Annotated in this window: 14 protein-coding genes; 9 read left to right on the forward strand and 5 right to left on the reverse strand. The window is 72.2% G+C overall.

What is annotated here, in order from left to right; all coding sequences use genetic code 11:
- The 9 genes from WMI84_RS09965 to WMI84_RS10005 all read left to right on the forward strand — a co-directional run.
- Positions 1 to 1,207: hypothetical protein (locus WMI84_RS09965; protein ID WP_347352695.1), on the forward strand; the 1,207-nt coding region annotated here is incomplete at its 5' end.
- A gap of 179 nt (positions 1,208 to 1,386) precedes the next feature.
- Complete coding sequence (locus WMI84_RS09970; RefSeq protein WP_347352697.1) at positions 1,387 to 4,482, forward strand: DEAD/DEAH box helicase; 3,096 nt, start codon at positions 1,387 to 1,389, stop codon at positions 4,480 to 4,482.
- Complete coding sequence (locus WMI84_RS09975; protein WP_347352699.1) at positions 4,475 to 5,278, forward strand: SWIM zinc finger family protein; 804 nt, start codon at positions 4,475 to 4,477, stop codon at positions 5,276 to 5,278. The genes WMI84_RS09970 and WMI84_RS09975 overlap by 8 nt, the downstream gene beginning before the upstream one ends.
- A gap of 621 nt (positions 5,279 to 5,899) precedes the next feature.
- Complete coding sequence (locus WMI84_RS09980; protein WP_347352700.1) at positions 5,900 to 6,490, forward strand: SMP-30/gluconolactonase/LRE family protein; 591 nt, start codon at positions 5,900 to 5,902, stop codon at positions 6,488 to 6,490.
- 462 nt (positions 6,491 to 6,952) lie between these two features.
- Positions 6,953 to 8,470, forward strand: coding sequence for an MmgE/PrpD family protein (locus WMI84_RS09985; RefSeq protein WP_347352702.1), 1,518 nt, complete (start codon positions 6,953 to 6,955; stop codon positions 8,468 to 8,470).
- On the forward strand, positions 8,470 to 9,396 hold the full coding sequence (gene prpB, locus WMI84_RS09990; protein ID WP_347352704.1) for a methylisocitrate lyase: 927 nt from the start codon (positions 8,470 to 8,472) through the stop codon (positions 9,394 to 9,396). Before WMI84_RS09985 ends, prpB begins: the two co-directional genes overlap by 1 nt.
- A 28-nt stretch (positions 9,397 to 9,424) precedes the next feature.
- Positions 9,425 to 10,540 (forward strand): bifunctional 2-methylcitrate synthase/citrate synthase, encoded by a 1,116-nt coding sequence (locus WMI84_RS09995; RefSeq protein WP_347352706.1) that lies wholly within the window; start codon positions 9,425 to 9,427, stop codon positions 10,538 to 10,540.
- Positions 10,541 to 10,595: 55 nt separating this feature from the next.
- Positions 10,596 to 13,133: a DUF3516 domain-containing protein gene (locus WMI84_RS10000; RefSeq protein ID WP_347352708.1), complete on the forward strand. Its 2,538-nt coding sequence runs from the start codon at positions 10,596 to 10,598 to the stop codon at positions 13,131 to 13,133.
- Positions 13,134 to 13,244: 111 nt separating this feature from the next.
- Positions 13,245 to 13,892, forward strand: a complete 648-nt coding sequence (locus tag WMI84_RS10005; RefSeq protein ID WP_347352710.1) for a DUF1345 domain-containing protein — start codon at positions 13,245 to 13,247, stop codon at positions 13,890 to 13,892.
- A 75-nt stretch (positions 13,893 to 13,967) separates the two neighbouring features.
- Here the strand turns inward: WMI84_RS10005 and WMI84_RS10010 are convergent, their stop codons facing one another.
- The 5 genes from WMI84_RS10010 to WMI84_RS10030 all read right to left on the reverse strand — a co-directional run bounded on the left by WMI84_RS10010 (position 13,968) and on the right by WMI84_RS10030 (position 19,244).
- A complete protein-coding gene (locus tag WMI84_RS10010) occupies positions 13,968 to 15,263 on the reverse strand; it encodes a hypothetical protein (protein ID WP_347352712.1) in 1,296 nt (431 codons plus the stop codon).
- A gap of 131 nt (positions 15,264 to 15,394) precedes the next feature.
- Complete coding sequence (locus WMI84_RS10015) at positions 15,395 to 16,237, reverse strand: ABC transporter permease (protein WP_347352714.1); 843 nt, start codon at positions 16,235 to 16,237, stop codon at positions 15,395 to 15,397.
- On the reverse strand, positions 16,234 to 17,241 hold the full coding sequence (locus WMI84_RS10020; protein WP_347352716.1) for an ATP-binding cassette domain-containing protein: 1,008 nt from the start codon (positions 17,239 to 17,241) through the stop codon (positions 16,234 to 16,236). The genes WMI84_RS10015 and WMI84_RS10020 overlap by 4 nt, the downstream gene beginning before the upstream one ends.
- 205 nt (positions 17,242 to 17,446) lie before the next feature.
- Entirely contained in the window at positions 17,447 to 18,484 is a 1,038-nt protein-coding gene (locus WMI84_RS10025; protein ID WP_347352718.1) for an asparaginase, read from the reverse strand.
- A 244-nt stretch (positions 18,485 to 18,728) separates the two neighbouring features.
- A complete protein-coding gene (locus WMI84_RS10030) occupies positions 18,729 to 19,244 on the reverse strand; it encodes a DUF4395 domain-containing protein (RefSeq protein ID WP_347352720.1) in 516 nt (171 codons plus the stop codon).
- Between the last annotated feature and the right edge of the window lie 201 nt (positions 19,245 to 19,445).

A 19,445-nucleotide genomic window follows, 5' to 3' on the forward strand; every position in this document is an offset into this window, starting at 1 on the left:
GGTCATGTCAGCGACATCGGAGACACCGCAGGCTCCCCGGGCAGCCGACGGCACGCAGGTCCCTGCGGGCGAGGGCGTGTCACCGGTGCCGGCGATTGCCCTGTCCGAGCTCATCGACGGCTGGGTGGCCGCGCGGCTCGTGACCCCGGCCCAGGCCGAGCGGCTGCGCGCGGCGGGCGAGGTGATGGTGACAAGCGGCCCCGGGCCCGCCGGCGCGCGACCCGGCCCCGAGGCGGACGACGGCCACGGCCGGCCGGGCCGCTCCTCGCTCGTCGTCGAGGCGCTGGCCTACCTGGGCGGGATCTTGGTCGTCATCGCCGGGACCATCATCGCCGGCCAGCTCTGGGGCGACCTGAGCACCGGTGCCCGCCTGGCCCTCGTCGGCGGCGCGACCGGCGTCCCGCTCGGCGCCGGCATCCTGGTGCCCGCCTCCTCGGGAGTGGTCGGGGCTCGGCTCCGGGCGGTTCTCTGGGCCTTGTCCGCCGTCTGCTTCGCGGGCCTGCTGACCCTGCTCGGGAGCGAGGTGCTGGGCCTGGGGGACCAGGAGCAGGGCCAGGACTGGAGGTACGTGCCGCTGCTGGCCTCCGGTGGGACGACTGTCTACGCCGCGGTCCTGTGGTGGCTCCGGTCGACGTTCGTCCAGCAGCTCGCCACGGTCGTGTCCGCGTTTGCCGTGGTCAGCGTGGCGGCGGGTCTCGGCGACCCTGCCGGACCCGCGGTCGGGCTGTCCGTCTGGGGGCTTGCCGCGGTGTGGTTCCTGCTCGGCTGGGGCGGCCTGCTGCGACCGGGCGGGCTGGTGCTCCGGTTCGCCGCCGCGGCGTCGGTGGTGGGCGCGCTGGCGATGATGCAGGGCGAGACGCTCGGGATCGTGCTGGCGCTCGGCGCCGTCATCGTGCTGGTCGCAGCGGCGGTGCTGTTCCGCGATCTCGGTCTGCTGGCGGTCGGGGCGGTCGGGGTGCTGTTCGTGCTGCCCCGGGCGGTCGACCACTGGTTCCCCAGTACCATCGCGGTGGCCTTGGCGCTGCTCGCGGTCGGCCTTGCCCTGGTGCTGACCGCAGCCTGGACGGCACGCCGACGCAGGGCGCACCTCGACGAGCCGGGCAGCGGACGGGACTGGGCGCTCGGGTCGCCGACGCTGGCGACCCGAGCCGCGATCGGCCTGGCCTCGGTCGTGGCGGTGCTCGCCCTGGTCGACAACCTCGCCTGAGTACTTGTCCCCCGCCCCTGGTCCGGGTGTGCGCGGTTGGTGTTGCTGGGGCGACCACAACCACGCACAGCACGGGCCGGGCCACGCCGGATGCGCTCCCACCCACCAGACACGAGGTATGCCGCCGGGCTCGCAGCGGCTACCGTGTGCAGGTCCCGACGCCCTCGAAAGGCCCCTGCGTGCTGGTCCTCCACGGATTCTGGTCCCCCGGTCGCGGGCTGTGCCTGTGGGCAGAGGACTCCGAGCGGGCCGTCACCAGCCGCAGCCAGGCGTTGCGTGCGGCCCGGCCGCACCCGTTCGCCGCACGCCTCGAGCGGCTCGGCGAAGTCGTGCCCGGCCAGTCCGGGGAGGCGACGCTGCGGCTGCCCTCGCTGGCCAAGTCCCCGCTCGACTCCCCCGAGCTGGTCCGGGTCGCCCCGCGGGCCACCGCCCGGACCGAGCCGCAGCTGCTGGGCTGGCGGGTCCCCACGGTCGAGCTGTCCCCGGCCGCCGCGGCGCCGTGGCTGGCCGCGCTGACGGAGGACGACGGCATACCGGCGAGCGACTCGGACGACATCCGCCTCGGCGCCTCGGTCGGCTACTTCGGGAACGTGGCGTCGTTCGCCGCGGAGCTCGTCGAACGCGGCCGGGTGGTGCCGACCGCACACATCGACGATGCGGGCCCGGTCGCCCGGTGGCGGCCGGCCCTGCGCGGACCCGACGTCGTGGCGCTGGGCGCCCTGGTCGCCGCGCTGCCCCCGGTGGCCCGGGCCGAACCCGGACGCGAGCAGGCCTACGACCTGGTCGCCGACGCCCTGCACGCCCTGACCGATGCGACCATGCGCCTACGGACCGGGCCCGACCTCCACCTGGTGCCGCCTCGTCGCGGTCGGCCGCCCCGGCAGCTGCCCGCCGTGGAAGCCTGGCTGGCGGCGCTGACCGGCGCAGACGGGCACTTCGACGCCGAGTACCAACAGGTCCGTGAGCTCGAACGCCGGCTCGCGCCCTGGGACGAAATCGGCACCGGACACATGGGGCCGGCCCGGGCCACCTTCCGGCTGACGGAGGTATCCACGGACTACGAGGGAGACGACGCAACGGACGACGACCCCACCGGCGCCGACACCGGGGAGCCGCCAGCGGGCTGGCGGCTGGAGTTCCTGCTGCAGTCCACCGAGGACCCAAGCCTGCTCGTGCCGGCCGACCAGGCCTGGGCCGACGACGGGAGCCTGCGCCGCTGGCTGGGCCGGCCGCAGGAGCTGCTCCTCGGCGAGCTGGGCCGGGCCAGTCGGGTCTACCCGGAGCTGGCCGCCGGGCTGCGTCAGGCCACGCCGAGGGACCTGCGCCTGGATGCCGAAGGCGCCTACCACTTCCTGTCCACCGCCGCGCCGGCGCTCGACGAGGCCGGCTTCGGGGTGCTCCTGCCGTCCTGGTGGGACCGCCGGGCCCGGCTCGGCCTGCGCGCCCGAGCGAGCACGCCGGCCGACAAGCCCGTCACCAAGGGCGGGTTCGGCCGCGACACCCTCGTCGACTTCCAGTGGCACCTCGCCGTCGGCGACGACACGCTGACCGAGGAGGAGATCGCCGCGCTCGCCGCGACCAAGGCGCCACTGGTGCGGCTGCGCGGCCGGTGGGTGGCCATCGACCCCGAGCAGCTGCGCCGCGGCCTGAGCTTCCTGCAACGAGAACCGGCCCGGCCACGGACCGCGGCCGAGATCCTTGCCCTGGCGGCCCGGCACCCGGACGACCACGGCACGCCGCTGCCGGTGACCGGGGTGAGCGCCGACGGCTGGCTCGGTGAGCTGCTCGGCGGCGCCGGGGACGCCTCGTTGGCGCCGGTCGACCCGCCCGGCTCTTTCGCGGCGGCGCTGCGGCCCTACCAGTCCCGGGGCCTGTCCTGGCTCTCGTTCCTGGCCGGACTCGGGCTGGGCGCCTGCCTGGCCGACGACATGGGGCTGGGCAAGACCGTGCAGCTGCTCGCCCTCGAGTCCGTCCAGCGCGCCGACGACCCGGAGGCGCGTCCGACCCTGCTGCTCTGCCCGATGTCCTTGGTCGGCAACTGGCAGCGCGAGGCGGCCCGGTTCGCGCCGACGCTGCGGGTCTATGCCCATCACGGCCGGGAACGACTGCGGGGCAATGCGCTTCGAGCCCGTCTCGCCGCGACCGACCTCGTGCTCACCACCTACGGCACCGGCACCCGTGACATCGACGAGCTGGCCGGTCACGACTGGCAGCGGGTCGTGCTGGACGAGGCCCAGGCGGTCAAGAACAGCCAGTCGCAGGCCTCCCGGGCGGTCCGGCGGTTGCGCGCCGACCAGCGGGTCGCGCTCACCGGCACCCCGGTGGAGAACCGGCTGTCCGAGCTGTGGTCGATCATGGACTTCGTCAACCCGGGGATCCTCGGGTCGGCCGAGCTGTTCCGCACCCGCTACGCGATCCCGGTGGAGCGCCACGGCTCGACCGAGCCGGCCGAGCGGCTGCGCACCATCACGGCGCCCTACATCCTGCGGCGGCTCAAGACCGACCCGACGATCATCGACGATCTGCCCGAGAAGATCGAGGTCAAGGAGTACTGCCGGCTCACGGTCGAGCAGGCCTCGCTCTACCAGTCGGTCGTCGACGACATGATGGTCAAGATCGAGAGCTCCGAGGGGATCGCCCGGCGGGGCAACGTGCTCGCGGCGATGGCCAGGCTCAAGCAGGTGTGCAACCACCCCGCCCAGGTGCTGCACGACCGCTCCCCGGTCGGTCGACGCTCGGGCAAGGTGATCCGGCTCGAGGAGCTGCTCGAGGAGATCCTCGCCGAAGGCGACCGGGTGCTGCTGTTCACCCAGTTCACCGAGTTCGCCGAGCTGCTGCTGCCGCATCTCGCGGCCCGGTTCGGCACCGACGTCGCCTACCTGCACGGCGGCACCTCCCGGCAGCGGCGGGACGAGCTCGTGCAGCGCTTCGCGTCGGAGCAGGGTCCGCCGGTCTTCCTGCTGTCGCTCAAGGCCGGTGGCACCGGGCTGAACCTGACCGCCGCCAACCACGTCATCCACCTCGACCGCTGGTGGAACCCGGCCGTGGAGAACCAGGCGACCGACCGGGCCTTCCGGATCGGGCAGCGACGTACGGTGCAGGTGCGCAAGTTCGTGTGCACCGGCACGCTCGAGGAGCGGATCGACCAGATGATCGAGGAGAAGCTGGCCCTGGCCAACCTCGTCGTCGGCGACGGCGAGGGCTGGCTGACCGAGCTGTCCACCGGGGAGCTGCGCCGGCTCTTCGCCCTGTCCGAGGAGGCCGTCGGTGAGTAGGTTCTACCCCCCGTCCCGCCCGCGGGCCGTCGAGGGCGGTCTCGTCGCCCGGAGCAAGCGTGGCTCGATGGCGCAGCACTGGTGGTCCGAACGGTTCGTCAGCGTGCTGGAAGGCATGGGCATGGGCAGCCGCCTGCAGCGGGGCCGCACGTATGCCCGCAAGGGACAGGTCGTCTCGCTGGACCTGGCCGTCGGGTCGGTCACGGCGCAGGTCCAGGGCAGCCGCGCGCGGCCCTACCGGGTGCGCATCGGCATCGCCGCCTTCGGCAAGTCCGAGTGGGCGCAGGTCGAGCACGAGCTGGCCGGGAACGCCTGGTACCTGGCCAAGCTCCTGGCCGGTGAGATGCCCGAGGACATCGAGGACGTCTTCGCCGACGTGGGGCTCGCGCTGTTCCCGGCGACCGCGGGCGACCTCTCGCTCGACTGCACCTGCCCGGACTGGGGGGTGCCGTGCAAGCACGTCGCCGCGACCTTCTACCTGCTGGCCGAGTCGTTCGACGACGACCCGTTCCGGATCCTGGAGTGGCGCGGCCGGAGCCGCGAGGACCTGCTCGACAACCTGCAGGCCGCCCGGTCCGACGACCCGGCGGCGGCGGCCGCCGACGCGCGCGCCAGCGTCCCGCTCGAGGCGTGCCTGGACCGCTTCTTCGCCCTGCAGGGCCTGCTGCCCCGCACCCGCGAGGCGGCCACGGGCTCCTCGCTGCTCGAACAGCTGCCCCCGGTCGAAGTCACGCTGCGCGGGCACTCCCTGACGGAGCTGCTGCGTCCGGCCTACGAGCGCCCCGCCACCGGCTGAGCGGTGCCGGCCGCGCAATCGCCCGATGACGTATGCCGCCCACCCGCCTCCCGTCCGCGAAGGGCAGCACACCGCGGGAACCACCCTCGCCAGGAACTCGTCGGCGACCGGCCCGGACGCAAGAACACAACAAGTCCGCCACACCCCGACCCCTGCCGCACGGACCGGCGGACCCGGCCGGACCTGTTGTGTTCTCAGGATCACCCAGCCAGCCCCGCCCGCAGCCAACACAACGCGGCGGGCGCTCAGCGGCATACCTGAAGGGCTTGTGACGGCGCGTCCGGCCGGGAAGGATCGGGCACGACGACAGGAGGGCCATGACCCGCGAGATCACCACCGTCCTGACCGGCTTCGCCTACCTCGAGTGCCCGCGCTGGCACGACGGGCGCGTCTGGTTCGTCGACTTCTACACCTACCGGGTCCTGTCGGCCGCCGCGGACGGCAGCGACCTGCTCGTCGAGGCGGAGGTGCCCGGTCAGCCCTCCGGCCTCGGCTGGCTGCCCGACGGACGGCTGCTCGTGGTGTCGATGAAGGACGCGCGGCTGCTGCGGCGCGAACCCGACGGCACGCTGGTCACACACGCCGAGCTGCACGACCACGTCACCGGACACCCCCAACGACATGGTCGTCGACGCGCAGGGCCGGGCGTATGTCGGCAGCTTCGGCTTCGACCTCATGGGCGGCGCCGACCTGCGCACCGCCGACCTGCTGCGCGTCGACCCGGACGGCTCGGTGAGCGTCGTCGCCAGGGACCTGTACTTCCCCAACGGCAGCGTCATCACCGACGACGGGGTCCTGCTCGTCGACGAGACCCTCGGCAACCGGGTCAGCGCCTTCGACATCGCATCGGACGGGAGCCTCGGGCAGCGCCGCACCTGGGCCTCCTTCGGTGACGTGCCGGCCGACCCGGCGTTCGCGGCCGTGCTCGGCGCGGTGGTCCTCGCTCCCGACGGGTGCTGCCTCGATGCCGAGGGCGCCCTGTGGGTCGCCGACGCCGTCGGCGGCCGCGTGGTCCGGGTGGCGCAGGGCGGCCGGATCCTCGAGGAGATCCATCCCGGGACCGGCGTGTTCGCGTGCATGCTCGGGGGCGGCGACGGACGCACTCTCTACCTCTGTGCGGCCCCCGACTTCCAGGAGGAGGCCCGCAAGGCGGCCCGCGAGGCGCAGCTGTTGTCGGTGCGCGTCGACGTGCCCCACGCCGGGCGCCCCTGAGGCACGAGGTCGGCGCATGGACAGCGGCCTGCCGAGCACCGCCTTCGTCCTGGGGCGGCGGCGGGGTGCGCGGCGCGGCCGAGACCGGGATGCTTTCCGACGACCCCCCCGGGGGACCGAGCGGCATACCCTCCCGTGGTGAACCTCACCGAGCGCAGCCGGGGAGACCCGGACCCGAGCTACGCGGCGTTCGTCGACGCCGGCGAGCAGCGGCCCTCGAGGCGCGGCTGAGGCCCCGGCCCGGACGGAGGAACACAACAAGTCCGGCCCGGTCCGGCCGGTGCCGCACGCGCCGACGGTCTCGCCGGGACTTGTTGTGTTCTCCCGATCGCTGCCTCCGACGTGGGCCCGCAGAGCCAGCGAAACCGCGTTCGTGAGAGGCCTCGTCGGCCTCCGACGCCGGGTCGGACGGCGCCCCGTCCGCCGACGACGTAATGTCGAGGGTGGAAGGAAGTGGCAACGGTGCCGACGTTTCGCGTGAGCCCCCATCGGAGCGAGGAGCGGTTCGCCCGCGAGGACGAGCTGGCCTGGCGGATCGCGCAGCTGGCCGCCGACCCCGTGGAGGTGGACGCCGAGGTCGCCGAGATGGCGGTCAACCGGGTGATCGACGACACGGCGGTGGCGACCGCCGCACTCGGCAGGGCACCGGTGGCGGCAGCGCGAGCCCAAGCCCTCGACCACCCGTTCGCCCCGGGCGCGACCGTCCTCGGCGTGCCGGGCCGCTACTCCCCCGAGTGGGCGGCCTGGGCCAACGCGGTCGCGGTGCGCGAGCTGGACTTCCACGACACGTTCCTGGCCGCCGAGTATGCCCACCCGGGCGACAACATCGCCCCGATGGTGGCCGTCGCCCAGCACGCGGCCGGGCGGGGAGTGACCGGCCGTGACGTGGTCCGGGCCGTCGTCACCGGCTACGAGGTGCAGATCTGCCTGGCCCGGGCGATCAGCCTGCACGCGCACAAGATCGACCACGTGGCCCACCTCGGGCCGTCGGTGGCGGCCGGGATCGGCACGCTGCTGCGGCTGCCGGTCGAGGTGACCTACCAGGCGATCGGACAGGCGCTGCACACGACCACCGCGACCCGGCAGTCCCGCAAGGGCCAGATCTCGACGTGGAAGGCCTACGCGCCGGCCTTCGCCGCCAAGGTCGCCGTCGAGGCGGTCGACCGTGCCATGCGGGGCCAGACCAGCCCGGCCCCGATCTGGGAGGGCGAGGACGGCGTGATCGCCTGGCTGCTCGACGGGCCGGACGCGGGCTACGACGTGTGGCTGCCCGGGCCGGGCGAGCCCAAGCGGGCGATCCTGGACTCGTTCACCAAGCAGCACTCCGCCGAGTACCAGGCGCAGGCCTGGATCGACCTGGCCCTCCGGCTCGGCCGGGCGCACCCCGAGGTGACCGACCCCGACCGGGTCGAGAGCGTGCTGATCCGCACCTCGGCACACACCCACGACGTGATCGGGTCGGGGGCGGCCGACCCGCAGAAGTATGACCCGGACGCCACCCGGGAGACGCTGGACCACTCGCTGCCCTACATCTTCGCCGTCGCGCTACAGGACGGGACCTGGCACCACGTGCGCTCCTACCTGCCGGAGCGGGCACACCGCTCCGACACCGTCGCGCTGTGGCGCCGGATCAGCACCGTCGAGGACCCGGTCTGGACCCGGCGCTACCACAGCACCGACCCGGCCGAGCAGGCGTTCGGCGGCCGGGTCGAGATCACCCTGACCGACGGGCAGGTGATCGCCGAGCAGATCGCGGTGGCGGACGCGCACCCGGGCGGCGCCCACCCGTTCGCCCGCGGCGACTACGTGGCCAAGCTGCGCACGCTCGCCGATGGGGTGCTGGCGCCCGACGAGGTCGGCCGGTTCCTGGCCGTCGCGCAGCGGCTGCCCGGGCTCGGCCCGGACGAGCTCGGTGAGCTGACCGTGACCGCCGCGGCCGGGTACCTGGCCGCGGTCCCGTCCCCGAAAGGCCTGTTCTGATGCTGTACTCGACGAGCACCCCGGCCGACAAACGCCGGGCGTTCCGGGCCCGGCTCGCCTCCGGTGAGCTGGTGCGCATGCCCGGCGCGTTCAACCCGCTCTCGGCCCGGCTGATCGAGCGAAAGGGCTTCGACGGCGTCTACGTCTCCGGGGCGGTGCTCTCCGCCGAGCTCGGCCTGCCCGACGTGGGTCTGACCACGCTGAGCGAGGTCGCGACGCGGGCCCACCAGATCGCTCGCGTGACCGACCTGCCGACCCTGGTCGACGCCGACACCGGCTTCGGCGAGCCGATGAACGTGGCCCGCACCGTGCAGGAGCTCGAGGACGCCGGCGTGTGCGCCATCCACATCGAGGACCAGGTCAACCCGAAGCGGTGCGGCCACCTGGACGGCAAGCAGGTCGTCGAGCAGGACGTCGCGACCCGCCGTATCCGCGCCGCCGTGGACGCCCGCCGCGACCCGGACCTGCTGATCATGGCCCGCACCGACATCCGCGCCGTGGCCGGGCTGCCCGCCGCCGTCGAGCGGGCCAAGGCCCTGGTCGATGCCGGCGCCGACGCGGTCTTCCCCGAGGCGATGACCAGCCTCGCCGAGTTCGAGACGGTCCGCGCCGCGGTCGAGGTGCCGCTGCTGGCCAACATGACCGAGTTCGGCAAGTCCGAGCTGTTCACCGTGGACCAGCTCCGGCAGGTCGGCATGAACATCGTCATCTGGCCGGTTTCGCTGCTGCGGCTCGCCATGGGCGCGGCCGACCGGGCCCTCGACGAGCTGACCGAGCGCGGGACCCTGGCCGCGCAGCTGCCAGTCATGCAGGACCGGGCCGGGCTCTACGAGCTGCTCGACTACGCCGGGTACACCCGCTTCGACACCAGCGTCTTCGACTTCCAGGTCCCCGGACGGGCCTCGGGGACCACGACAAAGCCATAGGTAACCGCAACGAGCAAGGAGAGCCGACATGACCAGTACCGTCGAGATCAAGAAGGGCCTGGACGGAGTCACCGTCGACCGATCCGCCGTCTCGCGCATCAACCCGGCCACCAACTCCCTGATCTACCGGGGCTACCCCGCCCCTGAGCTGGCCAGTCACGTCGACTTCGAGCAGGTCGTCTACCTGCTCTGGCACGGCGAGCTGCCCACCCCGGCGCAGCTGGAGCGCTTCAGCGCGGCCGAACGGTCCCGGCGCGACCTCGACGACAACCTCAAGGACGCCATCGACGCCCTACCGGTCACCGCCCACCCGATGGACGTGGTGCGCACCGCCGTGAGCATCATCGGGGCCAACGACCCGGACGCCTCCGCCGCCGACCCCGACGCCATCGACGACAAGGCGCTGAGCGTGTTCGCCAAGATCCCCGCCGTGATCGGCCGGGACCAGCGCCGGCGGCAGTTCCTGCCCCCCGTGGCGCCGCGACCCGACTTGGGTTATGCCGCCAACTTCCTCTACACGACCTTCGGCGTGGTGCCCGACCCGGTCGTCCGCGACGCGTTCAACACCTCGATGGTGCTCTACGCCGAGCACGGGTTCAACGCCTCCACCTTCACCGCCCGGGTGATCACCTCCACCCTGGCCGACTACTACTCCGCGGTCGTCGGCGCGATCGGCGCCCTGAAGGGCCCGCTGCACGGCGGCGCCAACGAGGCCGTCGTGCACACCTTCGACGAGATCGGCAGCCCCGAGGACGTCCCCGCCTGGCTGGACGCAGCGCTCGCCGCCCACCGCAAGATCATGGGGTTCGGTCACCGCGTGTACAAGAACGGCGACTCCCGCGTCCCCACCATGCGGGCCGCCCTGGACACCCTCGCCAAGCACTACGACCAGCCCGAGGTGCTGCGCATGTACGACGCACTGGCGGACGCGATGCAGGAGCGGCGCAACCTCAAGCCCAACGTCGACTACCCGTCCGGACCCGCCTACCGGCTCATCGGGTTCGAGACCAACCAGTTCACCCCGATCTTCGTCGCGGCCCGGATCGTCGGCTGGACCGCCCACATCAAGGAGCAGCGCGCCGACAACGCCCTGATCCGGCCGCTGTCGGTCTACACCGGGCCTGCCGAACGTCATCTCGACTGAGCGCGCGGCCCCGCCGTCCCGCGCCCGGGGCGGCACGGCGGCATACGGTATGGCGGTGAGCCTCGCCGAGCGCCTCCCGCGCGACCCCGACGCGGACGCGCTCTACGCGGCGTTCACCGCGTGGGCCGCCGACCAGGGGCTCACGCTCTACCCCCACCAGGACGAGGCGTTCCTGGAGGTGCTGTCCGGGTCGAACGTCATCCTGTCGACGCCGACCGGCTCGGGCAAGTCGCTCGTGGCGACTGCGGCCCACTTCACCGCGCTCGCGCAGGACCGCGTCTCGTGCTACACCGCACCGATCAAGGCGCTCGTCTCGGAGAAGTTCTTCGCGCTGTGCGAGACGTTCGGCGCCGACAACGTCGGGATGATCACCGGCGACGCCTCGGTCAACGCCGACGCGCCGGTCATCTGCTGCACCGCCGAGATCCTCGCGAACCTCGCACTGCGGCAAGGCAGCTCGGCCGACGTTGGGCTCGTCGTCATGGACGAGTTCCACTTCTACAGCGAGCCGGACCGCGGGTGGGCCTGGCAGGTGCCGCTGCTCGAGCTGCCGCAGGCCCAGTTCGTCCTGATGTCGGCGACGCTCGGCGACGTGACGATGTTCCGGGACGACCTGACCCGGCGCACCGGACGGCAGACCGCGGCCATCACCGGCACCGAGCGGCCGGTCCCGCTCGAGTTCGCCTATGCGGTGACCCCGGTCCACGAGACGATCGAGGAGCTGCTCGAGCACGACCGGGCCCCGGTCTACGTGGTCCACTTCACCCAGGCGGCGGCCCTCGAGCGGGCCCAGGGGCTGGTCGGCATGAAGGTCACCACCCGCGCGGAGCGGCAGGCGATCGCCGAGCGGATCGGCGGGTTCCGCTTCGGGACCGGCTTCGGACGGACCCTGTCGCGGCTGGTCCGGCAGGGCGTCGGCGTGCACCACGCCGGGATGCTGCCCAAGTACCGACGCCTGGTCGAGCAGCTCGCCCAGGACGGGCTGCTGAAGGTGATCTGCGGCACCGACACCCTCGGGGTCGGGATCAACGTGCCGATCCGCACCGTGCTGCTGACCGGGCTGACGAAGTTCGACGGGACGCGGCAGCGGCTGCTGAAGGCGCGCGAGTTCCACCAGATCGTCGGCCGCGCGGGTCGGGCCGGGTTCGACACCCGAGGCTGGGTCGTCGCGCAGGCGCCGGAGCACGTCGTCGAGAACCTCCGCGCCGAGGCCAAGGCCGGCGACGACCCGAAGAAGCGGCGGAAGATCCAGCGCAAGAAGGCCCCCGAGGGCTTCGTCGGCTGGGGGGAGGAGACCTTCGACAGGCTGGTCGCCTCGCCGCCCGAGCCGCTCCGGCCGCGGCTCCGGGTGACACACTCGACGCTCATCAACCTCCTTGCCCGCGAAGGGAACCCGGTGGCCCACGCGGTGCGGCTGCTGACGGACAACCACGAGGACGCGACCCGGCAGCGGCGGCTGTGCCGTCACGCGCTGGTCCTGGCCAAGGAGCTGCTCACCTCCGGGGTCGTGCAGCGGCTGCCCGAGCCCGCCGCCGACGGGCGTCGCTACGCCCTGACGATCGACCTGCAGCGCGACTTCGCCCTCAACCAGCCGCTCGCGCCGTTCGCGCTGGCCGTCGTGGAGACCCTCGCCCCCGAGTCCGAGACCTACGCCCGCGACCTCGTCTCGGTGGTCGAGTCGATCCTCGAGGACCCGCGCCAGGTGCTCCGGGCCCAGGAGTCGAAGGCCCGCGGCGCGGCGGTCGCGGCGATGAAGCTCGACGGGATCGACTACGAGGAGCGGATGGAGCGGCTCGAGGAGGTCACCTGGCCCAAGCCGCTCGCCGACCTGCTCGAGGTGACGCTGGCCGCCTACCGCCGGTCGCACCCGTGGATCTCACCCGACGCGCTCTCCCCGAAGTCCGTGGTGCGCGAGATGTACGAGCTGGGTATGACGTTCACCGAGTTCGTCTCGGAGTACGGCCTCTCGCGGTCGGAGGGTTCACTGCTGCGCTACCTCAGCGACGCCTACCGGGCCCTGCGCCACACGGTCCCGGAGTCGGCCCGCGACGACGAGCTCGAGGAGGTCATCGAGTGGCTGGGCGAGATGATCCGCCAGACCGACTCGAGCCTGCTCGACGAGTGGGAGGACCTGGTCAACCCGGGCGAGGTGGTGGCTCGGGCCGAGGTGGCGCCCCCGGTCCGGCCCCTCACCGGGAACGAGCGCGCCTTCATGGTGCTGCTGCGCAACGCGATGTTCCACCGGGTCGAGCTGGCCGCCCGCGACCGGTGGGAGGCGCTCGGCGAGCTGGAGGCCCGGGTGGCCGGCCTGACCGATCCGCCGCAGCAGGTCGTCATGGACGCCGACGCCTGGAACGAGGCGCTGGGCCGCTACTACGACGAGCACGACTCGGTCGCCACCGACCAGGTCGCCCGCTCGCCGGGGCTGCTGCAGGTCACCCGCGAGCCCGGTCGCTGGCTGCTGCGCCAGGTCGTGGTGGACCCGGCGGGCGACCTCGACTGGGGCATCACCGCCGAGGTCGACCTGGCCGCGAGCGACGAGGTCGGCGCCGCGGTGCTGACGGTGACCGGCTTGGGCAGGCTGGACGGGTGACCCCGACGACTGGAGGGTGACCCCGAGGACTGGAGGGTGACCCCGAGGACACCGGCGCGCCGGTGCCCTCGCTGACCTGCTGACGGCGCGCCCCACCGGTACCCTGCGCGCGTGGGCAGAATCCGGGTCCGGCTGGGCGTCGCCCTCCTGGTCGGCGTCGTCGTCGGGGTGCTGCGCTGGAGCGCCCCGGTCGTCCCGCCCCGGGTGCCGCTCGCGAACATCCTGCTCGCGTTCATCGTCGCCGGGCTCGCCTTCTCGCTGCCCCTGCTGCGCACGCTGATGCGGATGGACGCCGCGGCGACCCGCACGCACGTCGAGGGCGACGACCCCGGCGCGGCGTTGTCCGACGTGATCGTGATCGTCGTCGGGCTGCTCGGGCTGTGCGCCGTCGCGGTCCTGCTCGTCGGCGGCCCGGGCACCGGGGCCGAGCAGGTCGTCGACGCCGTGATCGGGGTGGTGGCGGTGGCCGTGGGGTGGCTGCTGGTCCACACCGTCTACCTGCTGCGCTACGCGCGGATGTACTACTCGAGCCCCGCCCCGCCGATCGACTTCAACCAGGACGCCGACCCGCAGTTCTCCGACTTCGCCTACTTCTCGTTCAACAACGGCATGGCCTACCAGGTCTCGGACACCGCGCTGCGCGACTCGACGATGCGCCGGGTCGTGCTCGGGCAGTGCCTGCTCGGGTACGTCTACGGCACCGTCATCGTCGCCACCACGATCAACCTGATCGTCGGCCTGGCCGGCAGCGGCGGCTGACCGGGCCGTCCAGCCCGCCTCCCACCGCGCCCGGCAGCGGGAGCCGGCTGGGCGGCATACGGTATGCCGCCGCGCTCACCCCACGCCCAGGCGCGCCTTCTCGTCCTTGACCCACAGCCCGATCAGGCCGCCGAAGTGAGCCTTGAACTGGTCGCGCTCGTGCTCGGGGTAGGTGGCCTGGATCGTGTCGCGCAGGATCTTCTGGAAGGCCTCGGACTGCACCCACTCGAGGACGGCCAGGTCGAGGTGGTCCAGGTGCTTGGCGCACCACGCCCGGTAGTTGTCGCGGTCGAGGTAGGTGTCGGCAATGTCGAGGTAGGCGTCGAGCTTCTGGTCGTCGGTGAGGTCGTCGCGGTCGGCGATCGCGAAGTAGTGCGCCGTCTCGAGGTCGATCCGACCCTTCCGACCGGTCATCAGGCAGTAGGCCGACCACCGCACCAGCGCCTTGATGGCCCACGGGAAGTAGTAGTGCAGCGAGGTGATGGCGATGTCGGGGCAGGCGTTGGCGTAGTCGATCGGGTAGACGTCGTCGCCCTTGACGAGCATCTCGCACGAGTTGAACTCCCAGCCGAAGAAGGCGTTGACGATGCGGCTGATCGCCGCCGCCTGCCGACCGGCCTTGGGGCTGAGGAAGTCGTACGAGACCGCGTAGCGGTTGTGCATCGGCTGGTCGGGGCGGAAGTCCATCACCATCGTCTCGGGCCCGATCGACAGGGCGCGGGCGAAGTGCTCGTAGTCGACGGTGGCCTGCAGGTGCATCAGCATCTCGCCGGACGCGTCGTAGGCGCGCTGAAGCGCCTCCTCGTCGACGATCCGGGAGACGCCGCGCCAACCGCCGCCGTCGAACGGCTTCATGTAGAGCGGGTAGCCGATCTCGTTGGCAATGGCCTTCAGGTCGAAGGCCCGGTTGTACTTCGCGCTGGTGTAGGCCCAGCGAACGTTGTCGACCGGGTTCTTGTAGGGCACGAGGATCGTCTCGGGCACCTTCAGGCCGAGCCGCATGAGCGCGCAGTAGGCGCTGTGCTTCTCCATCGACTGGAACGTGAAGGGGCTGTTGAGCAGGTAGGTGCCGTTGACCAGGGCGGCCTTCTTGAGCCACTCGCGCGGGTGGTAGTACCAGTAGGCGAGCCGGTCGATGACCAGGCCGTCGCGCACCGGCTGGCGCAGGTTGAACGGCTCGATCGTGATTCGCTCGCTCGTCAGCTCGTGGGTCACGCCGTCGTCGGTCGTGACCGGTCCGACGAGGGCCAGTACCTGCTCGAAGGCGGTGGGCCAGTCCTCCTCGGCTCCAAGGAGCAGCCCGATCAGGTGCGTGGTACGGGGGTTCGCCGGGTCGTTGGTGGCCTGGGCCGGCTGTGTCGTCTGCGTCATGTGCCTCACCTCGTCGTCGATGCAGGGTGGTGGGCCGATCCTTGCAGCAACTGCGGGGATCAGGCCAGTGGTAGCGGCATACGGGACGCGGCTGGTGGTGATCACCGCCGGCGGCGTCCACCTGCCGGACCTCAGTCCGTGGTGCGGCGGATGAAGGCCCGGACGGCGAGCGGGGCCAGCAGCAGCGTGATCCCGACCGACCAGACGACCGTCATCAGCACCGGATGGTGCAGCGGCCATGCTGCCTCGGGCCCCGCGGGCGGACTGTTGCCCCAGAGGGTGCGCAACGCCTGGACCAACGAGGAGATCGGGTTCCACTCGGCCATCACCCGCAGCACGGGGATCATGTGCTGCGGCGGTGCGAAGGTGTTGGCGAGGAAGGTCACCGGGAAGATCACGGTGAACATCACGCCCTGCACCGCCTCCGGGGTCTTGAGCACCGAGCCCGACACGATGCCGATCCAGATCATCGCGAACCCGAAGAGCAGCAGCAGTCCGAACGCGAGCACCGCCTGCCCGAAGCTGCCGCGGATGCGCCAGCCGATCGCCAGGCCGGTCGCTGCCATGACCACCACGCCGATGCTCGAGTGGATCAGGCTGGAGATGCTGCGCCCGATCAGGACCGAGGCCCGCGAGATCGGCAGCGAGCGGAACCGGTCGACGATGCCCTTGTTCAGGTCGGTGGTCAGCCCGAGCGCCACGATGGCGCACGAGAACGTCATCGTCTGCGCCATGATCCCGGGCAGCAGCCACTCCCGGTAAGAGGTGCTGTCGGTCGAGATGGACCCGCCGAAGACGTAGGCGAACAGCACCACGAACATGATCGGCTGGATGGTGACGTCGGCGAGCATCTCGGGCATCCGCCGGATGTGCTTGAGGTTGCGCCACACCATCGTGCGGACCTGCCGCCAGAGGCCAGGCGGGGTCAGGCTCAGGGCCTCCGTGGTAGCGGCGCCCAGCGTGGTGGTGGTCATCGGGGCTCCTCGGTGTCGTCGCTCGTGGGCTCCGCCCGCCGACCGGTCAGGTGCAGGAAGACGTCGTCGAGGGTGGGGCGCTTCAGGCCGAGGTCGTCCAGCACGATCTGGGAGCCGTCGAAGACGCTCGCGATGCGGGTCATGTCGGCCAGCCCCTCGGCGGGCGCGGTCAGCTGTCTGGCCGCGACGTCCACGTGCAGCTCCGCGACGTGGGCGGCGAGCAGGGCCCGGGCCGGCTCGAGCTGGTCGGAGTTGGACACGGTTACCACGAGGGCCGCCTTGCCGGACTGGTCCTTCAGCTCGAGCGGGGTGCCCTCGGCGATGACCCGCCCGTGGTCGATGACCACGATCCGGTCGGCGAGCTGGTCGGCCTCCTCGAGGTACTGGGTGGTCAGCAGCAGCGTCGTACCGTCCGAGACGAGCTCGCGCAGCACCTCCCACAGCTCCGAGCGGCTGCGTGGGTCGAGGCCCGTCGTCGGCTCGTCGAGGAACAGCACGTGCGGGGCGGCGATGAGGCTGACGGCCAGGTCGAGCCGGCGGCGCATCCCGCCCGAGTAGTCCTTGACGACCTTGTGGCCGGCCTCGGCCAGCGCGAACCGCTCGAGCAGCTCGTCGGCCCGCGCCGCGACCGCCCGGCGCGACAGCCCGTAGAGCGCGCCCATCAGCCGGATGTTCTCGCGCCCGGTGAGGAACTCGTCGACGGTGGCCGCCTGTCCGGTCAGGCCCATGCTGCGCCGGACGGCTGCCGGGTCGGTCATCACGTCGTGGCCGGCCACACGTGCCGTGCCACTCGTCGGCCGGCTGAGGGTGGTCATCATGCGCACCGTCGTGGTCTTGCCGGCGCCGTTGGGGCCCAGCATCCCGAGGACGCTGCCCTGGGGCACGGTGAAGCTCACGTCGTCGACGGCCACCAGTTCGCCGAACCGCTTGACGAGGTGCTCGGCCTCGATCGCCGGGCCGACGAACCGTTCACGCGCGGGGCGCGCACCGGCCAGCAGTGCCATGACGGTCTCCTCGGGTGGTGCCTGGGCAGGTGGTGTCTGACCTCGGCGATGCTATGACGAGGCACCGACAAGGGTAGGGTCGTGATGTTCACGCCATCAACATGATTTCGAGCGCCCGGAGATCGGGCGGTGGCGAGCCCCACAGCGCCGGCGAGCCGCCCAGCGCGATGCCGGAGCGAGCCACCCAGCGGGATCGGCCGGGGCCTCAGGCCTTGGCGACCGGCCCGGTCGTGGTGCCGACCAGCGCGAACAGCTCGCGGGTCGCGAGCCGGTCGTGGCCGCTCGCCACGGCCAGCATGAGCAGCAGCCGGGCCTTGAGGCTGTCGAGCGCGCCGGCTCGGATCACACCCCGATCGAGCAGGTCGATCTCGCCGCCGGGGTACCCGTAGGTGGTGGCGAGCACTTCCCCGGAACCGGTCCGCGAGGTGAGCACCACCGGGATGCGCTCCAGCAGGTCGGCGACCGCGGGTAGCAGGCCGGCCGGCACGTGACCTCCGCCCATCCCCTCGATGACGATCCCGTCGCACTCCAGGTCGCGGGCCGCCTCGAGCAGCGCCGGGTCGGCGTCGAGCCCGATCGTGACGATCGGCACGCGGGGCAGCGGCGCCGACCAGTCGAGCTCGACGTGGGCGCGGCGAGTCGGCCGGAAGGCGATCACGGGACGGCCCTCGGCGACCCAGCCGATGGGCCCGAGCCCCGGGGAGTGGAAGGTGGACGGGCTGGACGTATGGCTCTTGTGCACGAAGCGGGCGGCGTGGATCTCGTCGTTCAGGCACACCAGCACGCCGCAGTCCCGGGCGTCCGGTTCCGCGGCCACCTGCACCGACGCGAGCAGGTTCGCCGGACCGTCGGCCCCGGCCAGCGACGGGTTGCGCATGGCGCCGGTCACGACCAGCGGCTCCGGGCGGTCCCAGAGCAGGTCGAGCACGAAGGCCGCCTCCTCGATCGTGTCGGTCCCCTGGCTCACGACGACGCCGACCGCGCCGCGGGCCACCACCGCCTCCAGCAGCGGCACGAGCTCGACCAGGTCGCGCAGGGTGATGGCCGACGACGGGATCGTCCGGAACGTATGGGTCTCGAGCACGGCGGCCGCCTCGAGCCCGGGCACCCCGGCGGCGAGGTCCCGAGCGGCGAGGGTCGGTTGGACGCCGGGCCCTTCGGCCGGCACCGAGGCGATCGTCCCGCCGAGCGCCACGTAGCCGACAGTGGGCCGCGGCACGGGGCCGCCGTCAGGCTGGACCATTAGCCGAGCGTATGCCGTCCAGCCGGGTTTCGTGGGCTCGTGCCGTCCCCGTGACGCCGGCAGCGAGTCTCCGTCAAGTGGGCACCATATCCCCGTCGACCGGTACCAAGTCCCGTGGAGGCCTGCCATCGAGTCCCCGTCGGGTGGGCAGCAGTCCCCGTCAGGTGGGCAGCAAGCCCCCCTCGACGTGGCGCCAAGTCCCGTCCGTCGGGGCGCCGAGTCCTGCCCGTCCCGTCGCCGTGGGTCAGGGGATCGCCACGACCCGCTGGCGCCGCCTGATGTCGGCGCACTCGAGGCAGATCGACTCGGGGACCAGACCGAGGCGGACGAGGCCCGCGAACAGCCGACACCCGACACACAGGCCGAAGACTGCCTCCAGCGCGGGGAAGACGACCAGGGCGACCGCGACCACGACAAGGCCTACGGCCGCACCACTCGAACCGGTCGTGGCATGCACGAGCCAGAGGATCACGGCGGCGCTCGTCAGGGCGGCCCCGATGGCCGCCGCGAACCGCTTGGGCGCACCGGGGACGAGCACCGGCTGCGTAGGGACTGCCGGCCGGACCCACTGCTGCACGAGCCGCGCGACGGGGCTCCACCGCGGGCCGACCACGGACCGAGTCACGAAGTCGGCGGCGAGGAGCAGGTAGAGCCACCACTGCTGGGTGGCGAGCGCTATGACCGCAAGGCTCAGCACGACCGCCGCCACGAGGCGCACCGTGATCTCGTCGACGACAGCGGGGAAGCGGCGCGTAGACATGCCGCTGATTATGCTCGAGATAACGTGTTCTTATAACCCCTTGTCTCACGATGTGCGACACCGACGCCGTCGGGTGAATCCTTGAGCCGAGGCGGCAGCAGAGCCACGACAACTGCAACTAGTCTCAGTTCTCGTGGCCCCCCGGCCCGAAACCCCACGACAACTGCAACCAGTGTCGGTTCTCGTGGCCCCCCGACCCGA

The organism is Intrasporangium sp., assembly GCF_039812505.1.
Taxonomy (GTDB): Bacteria; Actinomycetota; Actinomycetes; order Actinomycetales; family Dermatophilaceae; genus Intrasporangium_A.

Coding starts and splice junctions, on each gene's coding strand:
- WMI84_RS09980 (WP_347352700.1), top strand. CDS start 5,900: ATGGTCGTCGACGCGCAGGGCCGGGCGTATGTCGGCAGCTTCGGCTTC.
- WMI84_RS10015 (WP_347352714.1), bottom strand. CDS start 16,237: ATGACCACCACCACGCTGGGCGCCGCTACCACGGAGGCCCTGAGCCTG.
- WMI84_RS10025 (WP_347352718.1), bottom strand. CDS start 18,484: ATGGTCCAGCCTGACGGCGGCCCCGTGCCGCGGCCCACTGTCGGCTAC.
- prpB (WP_347352704.1), top strand. CDS start 8,470: ATGCTGTACTCGACGAGCACCCCGGCCGACAAACGCCGGGCGTTCCGG.
- WMI84_RS10010 (WP_347352712.1), bottom strand. CDS start 15,263: ATGACGCAGACGACACAGCCGGCCCAGGCCACCAACGACCCGGCGAAC.
- WMI84_RS10020 (WP_347352716.1), bottom strand. CDS start 17,241: ATGGCACTGCTGGCCGGTGCGCGCCCCGCGCGTGAACGGTTCGTCGGC.
- WMI84_RS10030 (WP_347352720.1), bottom strand. CDS start 19,244: ATGTCTACGCGCCGCTTCCCCGCTGTCGTCGACGAGATCACGGTGCGC.
- WMI84_RS09995 (WP_347352706.1), top strand. CDS start 9,425: ATGACCAGTACCGTCGAGATCAAGAAGGGCCTGGACGGAGTCACCGTC.